The 10188-nt window shown below is 64.0% G+C and carries 10 protein-coding genes; 2 read left to right on the top strand and 8 right to left on the bottom strand.

Going from position 1 to position 10188, the window contains the following annotated elements:
* Nucleotides 1-41 precede the first annotated feature (41 nt).
* The gene (locus AC3A3G_RS16185) at nt 42-707 is read right to left on the bottom strand and encodes an NADPH-dependent FMN reductase (protein WP_487488713.1); all 666 of its coding nucleotides are present in this window, start codon (nt 705-707) and stop codon (nt 42-44) included.
* A gap of 26 nt (nt 708-733) precedes the next feature.
* Entirely contained in the window at nt 734-1945 is a 1212-nt protein-coding gene (locus tag AC3A3G_RS16180) for an MFS transporter (protein WP_487488712.1), read from the bottom strand.
* A 112-nt stretch (nt 1946-2057) separates the two neighbouring features.
* Here AC3A3G_RS16180 and AC3A3G_RS16175 point away from each other — a divergent pair, with 112 nt between their 5' ends.
* On the top strand, nt 2058-2948 hold the full coding sequence (locus tag AC3A3G_RS16175; RefSeq protein ID WP_487488711.1) for a LysR substrate-binding domain-containing protein: 891 nt from the start codon (nt 2058-2060) through the stop codon (nt 2946-2948).
* A 63-nt stretch (nt 2949-3011) separates the two neighbouring features.
* On the top strand, nt 3012-3836 hold the full coding sequence (locus AC3A3G_RS16170) for a MerR family transcriptional regulator (RefSeq protein ID WP_487488710.1): 825 nt from the start codon (nt 3012-3014) through the stop codon (nt 3834-3836).
* Between the two features lie 109 nt (nt 3837-3945).
* Here AC3A3G_RS16170 and AC3A3G_RS16165 read toward each other — a convergent pair whose 3' ends face one another.
* The 6 genes from AC3A3G_RS16165 to AC3A3G_RS16140 form a co-directional block, all read right to left on the bottom strand.
* Nucleotides 3946-6327 carry an ABC transporter permease gene (locus AC3A3G_RS16165; protein WP_200168299.1) on the bottom strand — a complete coding sequence of 794 codons (2382 nt, stop codon included), beginning with the start codon at nt 6325-6327 and terminating at the stop codon, nt 3946-3948.
* A 2-nt stretch (nt 6328-6329) separates the two neighbouring features.
* The gene (locus tag AC3A3G_RS16160) at nt 6330-7016 is read right to left on the bottom strand and encodes an ABC transporter ATP-binding protein (protein ID WP_200168300.1); all 687 of its coding nucleotides are present in this window, start codon (nt 7014-7016) and stop codon (nt 6330-6332) included.
* Nucleotides 7013-8311 (bottom strand): efflux RND transporter periplasmic adaptor subunit, encoded by a 1299-nt coding sequence (locus AC3A3G_RS16155; RefSeq protein WP_200168301.1) that lies wholly within the window; start codon nt 8309-8311, stop codon nt 7013-7015. Before AC3A3G_RS16155 ends, AC3A3G_RS16160 begins: the two co-directional genes overlap by 4 nt.
* Nucleotides 8308-9273 (bottom strand): hypothetical protein, encoded by a 966-nt coding sequence (locus AC3A3G_RS16150; protein ID WP_487488709.1) that lies wholly within the window; start codon nt 9271-9273, stop codon nt 8308-8310. Before AC3A3G_RS16150 ends, AC3A3G_RS16155 begins: the two co-directional genes overlap by 4 nt.
* A 20-nt stretch (nt 9274-9293) precedes the next feature.
* Entirely contained in the window at nt 9294-9677 is a 384-nt protein-coding gene (locus tag AC3A3G_RS16145) for a hypothetical protein (protein ID WP_487488708.1), read from the bottom strand.
* A gap of 67 nt (nt 9678-9744) precedes the next feature.
* Entirely contained in the window at nt 9745-9885 is a 141-nt protein-coding gene (locus AC3A3G_RS16140) for a hypothetical protein (RefSeq protein WP_165906614.1), read from the bottom strand.
* Between the last annotated feature and the right edge of the window lie 303 nt (nt 9886-10188).

Raw genomic sequence — 10188 nt, 5'->3', positions numbered from 1 at the left:
TCTCGACGCCCTGCCGATCAAACGCATCCATGACCGCTGGATCAGCGAATACGCCGGACACGCCCTGTCTCTGATTGGCCGACTGAAAGGCGATCTGGAGGGGCGGGCCTGAAAGGATCGGGCTGATCCTGCAGTTCCGCCCGCGCGACGCCCAGCGCCGCCGTCCACCATGCGAGTTCGTCGAACAGGGCCGTCGCTGAGGTGTTCAGGTGGTCGAAATCCTCGAACCCTCGTCGGCCCGCGGCGATGTCCAGATAAGCCTCCATGCCGACATGGACGGCTGAGCGCAGGGGCGCGAGCTGCAGCTCGATGCAGATCAGTCTCAGGTGCTCGATGGCGCGTGCGGCGCCCACGCCGCCATAGCCGAGGAAGGCGGCGGGCTTGCGGTTGAACTGAACATAGGCGTGGTCGAGCGCGTTCTTCAGCGCGGCGGGAATGCTGCGATTGTACTCGGCCGTGAGGAAGATGAAGGCGTCCATCTCGCCGACCCTGTCCGCCCAACATCGCGCATGGACGCATTGCGGCGGCGAATAGGCGGGGGCGGCGGCTTCATCGAAGAGAGACATGGGATAGTCCCTCAGATCGATCGTTTCGGCTGCGAATTCGGGGCGATCTGCCAGACGACGCAGAAGCCATTGCGTCGGCTTGTCGGCGAAACGGCCGGTGCGCGTGGTGCTGATGATGAGGCCGAGGCGAAACGGTTTCATGGCGAGGCGTCCTTCCGGGGTTCTGATCATCGGCGCGGGCGAGCGGATGAGATGAACAGGCTTGAGGCGACGACGGCGAGGTAGGTCGCGGCGGCCGCCAGCGACACGCCGACGAATATGTTTCCCGCCAGATGTTCGGCGGCTTCGGCGCTGAGCGGAGAAATGAACTGGCCTAGGAAGAGGCTGGCGCCGGCGACACCTGTGAAGCGTCCGCGCCTGTGCGCCGGGGCCGAGGCGAGCACGAGGCCGCTGACCGTGGGCAGAAGGAGGCCGGCCGAACAGCCGGCGATCGCCATGCCCAGCAGAACCAGCTGATAGTCGCCGAAAGCCGCGCACATTTGGCCCGCAGCGATCGCCGCAAAGGCCGCCGCGATGATGGCGGACGGCGCGTGGCGACTGCGGATCCTGCTGTAGAACGCCGCGGTTACGCCGCCGGAAAAGGTGCACAGGGACAGGGCGTATCCCGCCAGCCGGGGATCGACCGCGCCGTTCGACGCCAGGTGGAAGGGCAACTGCACCGGGATGACGTAGAACAACGCCATGCCCAGGAAGGCTGAGGCATAGGCGAGAATCAGCGGCCGCCATCGGGTCGTCTCGGCTTGTTCGCCTGAGGGCGACGCGGCGACGGGCGACGACGAGCGGGGCAGATGCCGCAGCGCTATGGGGATCAGCGCCAGGGCCAACAGATAGACGGCGAACGGCAGCCGCCATCCCCAGGCGGCGAGCAGGCCGCCCAGAAGCAGGAAGAGCATGCCTCCGAAAGACGCCGCCGAGCCTTGCAGGCCGATGACGCGCTGTCGTTGCTCATTGGCGTAGAGCGCGCCGACCAGGGTGAGGCTGGCGGTGCTCATGCCGGCGATGGCCGCTCCGAGCGCCGCACGGGAGACGAGGAGCGTAGCGAGGTCGGGCGCGTAGAGGCCGACGGAGCCAGAGATGGCGAAGGTCAGGGCGGAAACGACCAGGATCCCGCCGGCGCCGAGTCGGTCGACCAGCGCCCCGATGAAAGGCGCCAGCAACGCGATGATCAGCGCCGGAAGCGTCAGCGCGATCTTGACCAGAAACGCCCCGTTGGGCGTGTCGGCGAAGGCTTCCGCCATGCCGGGCAGGGCGGGCGTGATCGCCGTCGCCGCCATGGCGGTGAGGCAGCTGGCGCCGATCAGGGCGGTCAGGGCTCCGTTGCGCGCCGGGGCGGAGGCGTTCCGACGTCTCTGTCTGAAAATGATGGAGGGAGGGGGCATGCAACGTCGCTTTCTCGTTTTTGCGCGTGCATTAGGAATGATTGCCGAGACAATATCGCGGTAGTCTCTGGAATATGGACTGATTGTCTATAAGTATGGACAGTGAGGAAACTTGAAGCTGAACGACCTCTTCTTCTTTGTTCATGTGGTGGAAAGCCGGGGGTTTGCGGCGGCGTCCAGATCTTTGGGCGTCCCAAAATCGACGCTCAGCAAGCGCGTGGCTGAACTTGAGATTGATCTAGGGGCGCGACTGCTTCACCGCACCACGCGACAGGTCGCCCTGACGGACGTCGGCGAGAGCTTCTTTCGCCATGCGAAAGCCGCCTTGCTAGAAGCCGAGGCCGCTGGCGACGCCGTACGGCGTCGGCTGTCGGAACCGCAGGGCCTGGTTCGCATCTCGGCGTCGTCCACGACGGTTCAGACGGATCTCGCCGATCTGTTGCCGGAGCTGACGCGCCGCTATCCGAAAATTCAGGTCGGGGTCGTCGTCACCAGCCGATATGTCGATCTTGTTCAGGAAGGGATCGATGTCGCGATCCGCGTTCATCGGGGCGTGCTTCCGAACTCGGATCTGGTCCAGCGCCGGCTCGGCTATGCTCCCAACTACCTCGTGGCGTCGCCGTCCTATCTGGCCGAGCATGGAAATCCGGCGCGGCCCGAGGCGCTGGCCGCGCACGCCTGCGTCGCGCCGGAGACGTCGGCCGCCCCATTCACCTGGACCTTGCTGGGGCCGGAAGACGCGGTTGTGAGCGTTCAGCCCGCTGTGAAGCTCTTTGCGGACGACCCTGTCCTGATCGTGAAGGCGGCGCTGGCGGGCATGACCGTCGCAAGCCTGCCTCATCGCCTGGCCCGTCCCCACATTGAAAGCGGCGGCTTGGTGCGTCTTTTGCCGCTGTGGGAAATGAAGGGGGCGACGACGACGCTCCTCATGCCTCATCGCAGGGGGCAACTGCCTTCCGTTCGCGCGGTCGTCGACTTCCTCGCGGAGCAGATGGCGGCGTGACGCGCCGTCTTGACCCTGACGTGGCGTGAGGGCGCAAACCGCCAATTGCGGAGGCATGGCGAGATGAAGGCCTATACGGTCAATGCGGTGGCGAGAATGGCGGGCGTGTCGGTGCGCGCCCTGCACCACTATGACGCGATCGGTCTGCTGAAACCCGCCTTCATCGGGGCGAACGGCTATCGCTACTACAGCGAAGACGAGCTTCTGCGATTGCAGCAGATCCTCATTCATCGCGAGCTGGGAATTCCGTTGGCTGAGGTGGGGGCCATTCTGGATGCGCCTAGCTTTGATCGTCTGGAAGCTTTGCGGAAGCAGAGAGGCAGGCTGCAAGAACAGGCCGCGCGCTATGCCGAAATGGTGAGAACGATCGACCGCACGATCTCTCGACTCAAAGGAGAACGCGCCATGAAGGACGCGAACCTGTATGCGGGATTTGTTTCGCCCGAAAAGCAGGCTGAGTATGAGGCTTGGCTGACGGACAAATACGGGCCCGAAACCGAGGCGATGATCGCCCATAGCCGCAAGCGGGCCAAGGACATGACCCGCGACGAGCGCGAAGCCCATATGCGGGAACTGGCCGCGATCGAAGAAGGCTTGGCGGACGCCCTGCGACGCGGCGCGCCGCCCCAGGCTCCGTCGCTGGATGCCCTGATAAGGCGCCACCATGCTTGGGTCGCTTCAAGTTGGGGGCGGACGCTTTCACCCGGCATGTACGCAGCACTGGCCGACAACTATGAGCACCCGGACTTCAAGCTGAGATACGAAGCCGTAGAGCCAGGCTTTGCGGATTATATATGCACTGCGATGCGAAGCTGGGCTGAACGCGAGCATATCCTGGCGCGTCGCGACTATCGGGCGCGGCGACAACCTCATCCAGGTCATGGATGAACTGGCCGACGGCTATGGCGGGCTCGAGCCGTGACCTGCTTTCCTGATCGCTGGCGATATGGCGGTGTTCCGCTGTAGGCGTCTCAGAAGTCGGAGCGTCAGGTGGGGGTTAGTCTTCGCGGAGGGCGTTCACCGGTCGAGCCACGGACAATCGCCAGATTTCGGTGACCGCTGCAAGGACTGAGGCAAGGCTCAGGACGGCCGTCGCCGCCAGAATCGATGGCGGCGCGAAATTGACTTTGTCGGGATAGGCGGACAGCCACCATTGCGTGCCGATGACGCCTGCAGCGGCTCCAAGGATAAACCCTGCGCCGACGGGCATGAGGATGCGGCGCGCGAGTAACCGGCCAATGTCCGAGGTCTGAGCGCCGAATGCGCGCCGCACAGCCGCTTCCTTGCGCATCTGCCTCGCCCGATCGAGGGTCATGGCCAGCACGCCTACCGCCGCTGTCGCGGTGAGCACGGCGGCGAAGGCTAGGATCAGCCCCCGGAGTCGAATGAGATCGGCGAAGGCGATATTGACCTGATCGCGTAGGGAGATGCGGTCCACGGGGGCGCTTGGGAAGGCTGTGGAGATGATGGGGTCCAAGACTTGAACAGCCTCCGCCGGCGCGATCAGAAAACCTGCAGGCCCCCCGTCGTGCACAAAGGCGACCGCGGCGTTTCCGCCTCGAATGCGCCCCATGGGCAGGTCGGCCACAACCGCCGACACGCTCCAGGTGACGCCAGGGCGGTCGGTGGACAAAAGGGCGCCGATCGCATCTGAGGGCGCCTGGAAACCGAGGCGTCGCGCCGTGGTTTCGCTGATGGCCGCAGATTGGTTGCGTGCGTCCCGGCCGGCTTGGGCGTCTTCCAGGTTTTTCGGGGGGGCGCCGGCGATCAGCGAGGCTCCCAGCATTTCCAGAGAATTGGGAAGCCAACTGGCGGTGGCGATTTCGACCGACCGGCCATCCATAATGACGATCCGCTGCGATACTGCTCCTTCCGTCGGCAGAACGCCGGCGAAGGCTACGTGTGATGCGCCCAAGACGGCGCGGGACTGAGCGAGCAGAGAGTTTCGACGAGGGTCTTCGGCTGCAAGCGTTTCGGGAAGCCGATAGGCGCTGAGACCGTCGGGAGTGAAACCGAGTGTGGCGCTTGCAAGATGAGCCAGTTGCAAGCTGACGGCGACCGCGAAGATCAGCGTGGCCGCGCTACCGGCGATCTGGGTCGCGACGAGAGAGGAGCGGATCCATTTCATTCCGGGCAGACTGACGTCGCGTGCGCCTAGAACTTCGCGAGGCCGCATGCGTGTCGTGATCCAGGCGGCGTATCCGCCTGCGATCAGCCCGGATCCGCAGCCCGCCGCCAGCACCGCCGCCAGCGTTGTCAGGTCGGGCCAGCGCGGCAAAGGACGATTGATCAGGGTTCCGAAGGCGTCGGAAAGCAGAAAGGCGGCCGCCAGACCGATCAGGCCTGCGGCCAAACCCGAGATCACGGCCTGTCCGATGACGCCCCTGGCGATGTGGGACCGACCCGCTCCGAATGCGCGGCGTACGGCGATGGCCGGGGCGCCAACCAGGGTTTGCGACAGGTTGAGGCTGGCTGCATTGAGGCTGGCGACCAGTACGATCACCAGGGCGACGGCGACCAGCAGGAAGAGTGATCCTTGGTCCAGCCGCGAGCCGTCGGGATTGGCGCCCAGGGCGACCGCCTGTTCAAGATCCCGAAGGGGTACAAGGTGATGCGACACCTGCAGGCCGACGCCGCCGGCGCCAGGGTTGGCGGCGACGAAGCGGCCGATGGCGGCCGTGGCGTGGCGATTGGCGATGGCGGCGATCCGTGAAATCTGATCGGGGTCGCTCGCCCGGACGAAAGTCGTCGCCCCGCCGATCGAAAAGGTCAGGCCGGCAGTGACGGCGTCGGACAACCGCAGGGAGCTGGCCGCTCCCCTGCTCGAGATGAAAGCGCGATCACTCGAGAAGCTGGAGTTGCGGTCGAGATCGTCAATGACGGCGACGACCGAATAGCCCTGGCTGCCGATCATCACTGTCTGGCTTGGGTGATCGGCGCCAAACAGCTCTCTCGCGAGGCTGCGGGTTATGATCAGCCCATCCGGGCGGGCGAGGGCGCGCTGGAACGCAGAGGCGTCTTCGCCCAGATTAAAGACATCGACGATGCTCGGATCTGCTTCGGTGATGGCGACCCAGTAGGTCTTCCCGTCGATTTCGATCGGACGCGGGTCGTTGTCGCGAGCAACCCGAGCGACCGCCAGGCGCTGTTCGCTCGCGGTCAGGGCAGGGGCCAGATCTGAAAGCCCGGAGGCCATGGCGACGGCGTCCTGACCGCTCCGACCGACACGGGTGTAAATCTGATACACTTCGTTCGCGGGGTCGAAACTTGCGTTGTATCGACGCTCGTGCTGGACGGCGGCGGCCACAAGGCTGAAGGCGGTGAAGGCTACGGCCAGGGCCGCGAGTGTAAGCAGGCGAAGCGGCGAGGGGCTTCTCATTTCTAGGGACGCCTATCCAGGCCGATGACCTGACCGTCTTTCATGCTGATGCGCCGCTGAGCCCGCTCGGCCAGCTCTGGGGCGTGAGTGACGATCACTACGCCGGCCCCGGTGTCGGTGAGTTGCTCGAGCAACTCCATGATGGCGAGACTGTTCTGACTGTCGAGATTGCCGGTCGGTTCATCTGCCACAATCAGTTTCGGTTTGGGCGCGAGGGCGCGGGCGATAGCGACGCGCTGCTGTTGGCCGCCCGATAGCTGAGAGGGGTGGTGAGACAAGCGACCGCCGAGGCCGACTTGCTCGAGCAGATCTGTCGCGCGTGAGCGTCGGTCGCCCGCTGATCGGTCCACATAGTGGAGCGGCATTTCGACGTTCTGGAGAATGGTGAGGTCTTCGATTAGGTTGAAGGCTTGGAATATGAAGCCGATGTTGCCGCGTCGCAGTCGAGTCAACTGGGCTTCGTCATGATGGGTGAAGGTCGAGCCGAACGCCGTGACCGTGCCGCTGTCTGGGAAGTCCAGCAGTCCCAGCAGGTTCATGAGGGTCGATTTTCCACAGCCGGAAGGGCCAGACACGGAAACGAACTCGCCAGCCGAAATGCTGAAGTCGACATCGCGAAGCGCATGGGTGCGAATGTCGGTAGATGTATAGGCCTTCGAGACCTTTTCGAAACGGATCAATTCGCTCATGGCGTTTCTCCCGTCAGGTCAATGACCTTGGCGTCGCCGAAGTCGCGGTAGCTAGATATGATGACCCGCTCGCCGGTCTTCAGGCCGGAGATGACGGCCACGCGGTCGGGCGCGCGGATGCCTGTGCGAATGTTGCGACGTCGGGCGGTGCGCCCATCGGCGTCGATGACAAATATCCATGAACCCGACGTCTGCTCGAGGAAGGGCCCGGCCGGTATGCTGGGAAAGGCGCCGGACGCCGCGAGATCAATGCGTCCTTGCAGGGATTGGCCAGGGTTCAGCTGGACGTTCTCGCGTAGCGCCAGTTCGACACGAAAGCCGCCGTCTCGAATGTCCGGCGAGACATGGGCCACCTCAAGAGGCACGACCCGACCGCTGATCTCGATCGATCCTGGTTGACCTTTGCGAACTCGTGAAACGTAGAAGGCGTCGAGCTGGGCTACGATGAGAACTCCCTTGCCCGGATCGACCTGGGCGAGCGGATCGCCCGCCGAGACGGCTTCGCCAGTCTGGAGGTCCAGGCCGAGCACGCGTCCGGCGACGGGCGCGCGCACAACGAAGCCGTCCAGTTGCCCAAGGGTCGCCGCCTGATTTTCCCGTAGCTGGGCGAGATAGGCGCTGGCGGCCGATTCCTGGCTGCGTCGCGAGGGGCCGTTGCGCTCCATTACCACGCGCAGCTCCTCGGCTACCCGTGTGCGGAATTGCAATTGCTCTCGTTGGGGCGCGACGTAGGCCTCGTTGACCAGATCACGCTCCAGCAGGACTTCCTGACGTCTCAGCCGCTCCGCAGCCTCGTCACGCAGGTGGGCGGCTTCGAGATAGGCGCGCCGATCCTGGTTCCCGGCATCTGACAGGCCGGTCTGCGCCGTGGAGGTCGTGAACATCTCCGCCTGTATCCGCGCCAATCGGTCGCTGATGGCCAGTTCACGTTCCGGATTGGACAGGGTAACGATCGGGGCTCCCGCTTGGACCGTATCGCCGGATCGGAGGTGGATTGTGGCGATGCGACCGGTCTCTGGGGCTGTGAGTTGAACCAAATCCATGGGCACGACGCGGCCGACGAAAGCGGCCGCCTCGGTGATCTGGCGGGTTTCAACCTCGGCTGTGCGCACGCTGGCGGCGGATACGGAGAGATCGCTGGCGCGCTGGAGGGACAGATAGACAAGCGCCGCTAGCAGGACCGCGCTGGGAACGGCGAAGATGGATAAACGCCGCCAGCGTCGCCAACGCTTCTCACGCCCTGAGAGGGGCTCATCCATTCCGGAGACTGGTGAGGTGGGAAAGGGTAGACTCATAACGGGCTGCTTCGGCAATCATTCGGGGCGGGAGCGTCGTCGGCGTCGCTGGACCACGCCTCGAAGCGTCTGTCCCAGTCCTCCGAGGTCGCCATGCCGACATCGGCGCCCAGTCGAGCGATCCACCCGAGGGGGGCGCCGCTTTGTTGGATGTCTCTGGCGATCAAGCCCAGAGCGTCGGGTTTTTCCAGGCTGTCCAGGAAATCGATAACGGCGCTCGTCTGTGCGTAGAAATCGTCAGCCGACGTCGATGTGAGGCCAAGCTCAGCCAGAGTGAACTCCAGCACGATCGGTTGATCAGGAGATGCGGCTCGGGCGCTCGCCACCTCGGCCTGCAGTCGCTGGCTGGCGAACACGGGGTGGGCTTGCGAAACGAAGGTGCTGAACGGGGTCAACCGCCCGTCGTCGACGAGCGCGGCGAAGCGTCGACGGCGATCTGCGCGAGACGAAGGGGATTCCAGAGCGACGCCGGCGGCTTCATCCAACCAATCGGGCGCGTCGCCGCCGTACTGAGGCTTGTTCACGTTTGGAAGCAGAGCGTGCAGTAGGAACAGATGGCCCAACTCATGTTGGATCGAAGATGCGGCTTCGGCTTTGGACTGCTCATGACTCCTGGCCTCGCGCGACGCCCCGGATCGATCGAAATTCCAGGGCAGCACCCAGCCGCGCCGATCTTCAGGGAGGGCTTCGAACAGCCCTACCGCGCCGGTGGTCATGACCGCGCCGGGCGGAGCCGCCGCATTGAAGCGCCGGCTGAAACAATGGCGCGCAGTGATCATGGCTTGCGCGATCTCATCAGCATCGATCGCAGTTGGGGTGACAAGATAATCTTCCCCCGTCGAGAACCAGACGGCGTCGTCGAGATCAATCGACACGGGAGAGGGAATGGGAGCGAGCCTGGTTGTCGGCTCGGCCGGCGTCGCGGGGTCGCTCACCAGTATTGCGGCCGCAAGAGACACCATGCCGAGGCTTCGATTCATGCTTAGCGGACGCGCTGGACAGAAAAGCGATTGCTTGATCCGCCGATGCGCACGGTTCCGGTTAGACGTACGCCGTTGATCGTGCCCCGAAATTCGTGAACCGGGTTTGATGGCAGGGTGAAGGTCACGATATCGCCGCGGCGCGTCACGCTCTGGATCGGATTTCGGTCCGAGGTGAGACCGATGATTTGAAAACGGCCTGCGCGTTCGTCAGGGTCGAACCATAGATTGATGGGATGCTCAGTGTCGCCCAGCCCCATGACGCCCGTCCAGCGGCCGGCAAGAGGCGCTTGCTCATGCTTGGCTGAGATGTCCCGCGATGCATCCTGGAAGTTGGGCGGTGTTGCGAGAGCAAGAGCGACGGAAGCGATGATCGAGGCGAACATGTCGCAAGGCTCCAGATTTGCGGATTGGGGTGATGTGGCACGCCGACATCGTCGGCGCGCCGTCTCATCAATAGACGGTGGTGCCGTCCGGATAGACGATGATCCGCACGACTTCTCCGTTACGGATTTCCGCCATGGAGGGGGCGGCGAAACTGAAGCAAGCGCCGGCTAGGGCGGTGATGGCGGCGATGGTGCGAAGCGTTTTCATGGTGTTTTCCTCCCAGATGGCCGAACCAACTTCGGCGGGAGAAAGTTGTCGCAAGTGTGTATCTTGAGGTTGTCTGATCCGTAATGCCTTGCGGGTCGATGGACACAATCGCGATACATTCACGGGGGACAAGATAGGATGACGTTTAGTGACGCGAGAATCCTCGTCGTCGATGACGACGCCGGCATCCGCTCGGGGATATCCGATTATCTTTCCGGCTTCGGTTTTGACGTGACCCCCTGAAACTCCTCCAGGAATAGCTAGAGTCCGCCCTAACGAAGGACGGACAGAATGAAGCGATCA

Source organism: Brevundimonas sp. Soil_N_31 (assembly GCF_057655995.1).
The sequence above is the reverse complement of the archived record's forward strand: the minus strand, read 5'-3'. Positions and strand labels throughout refer to the sequence as shown.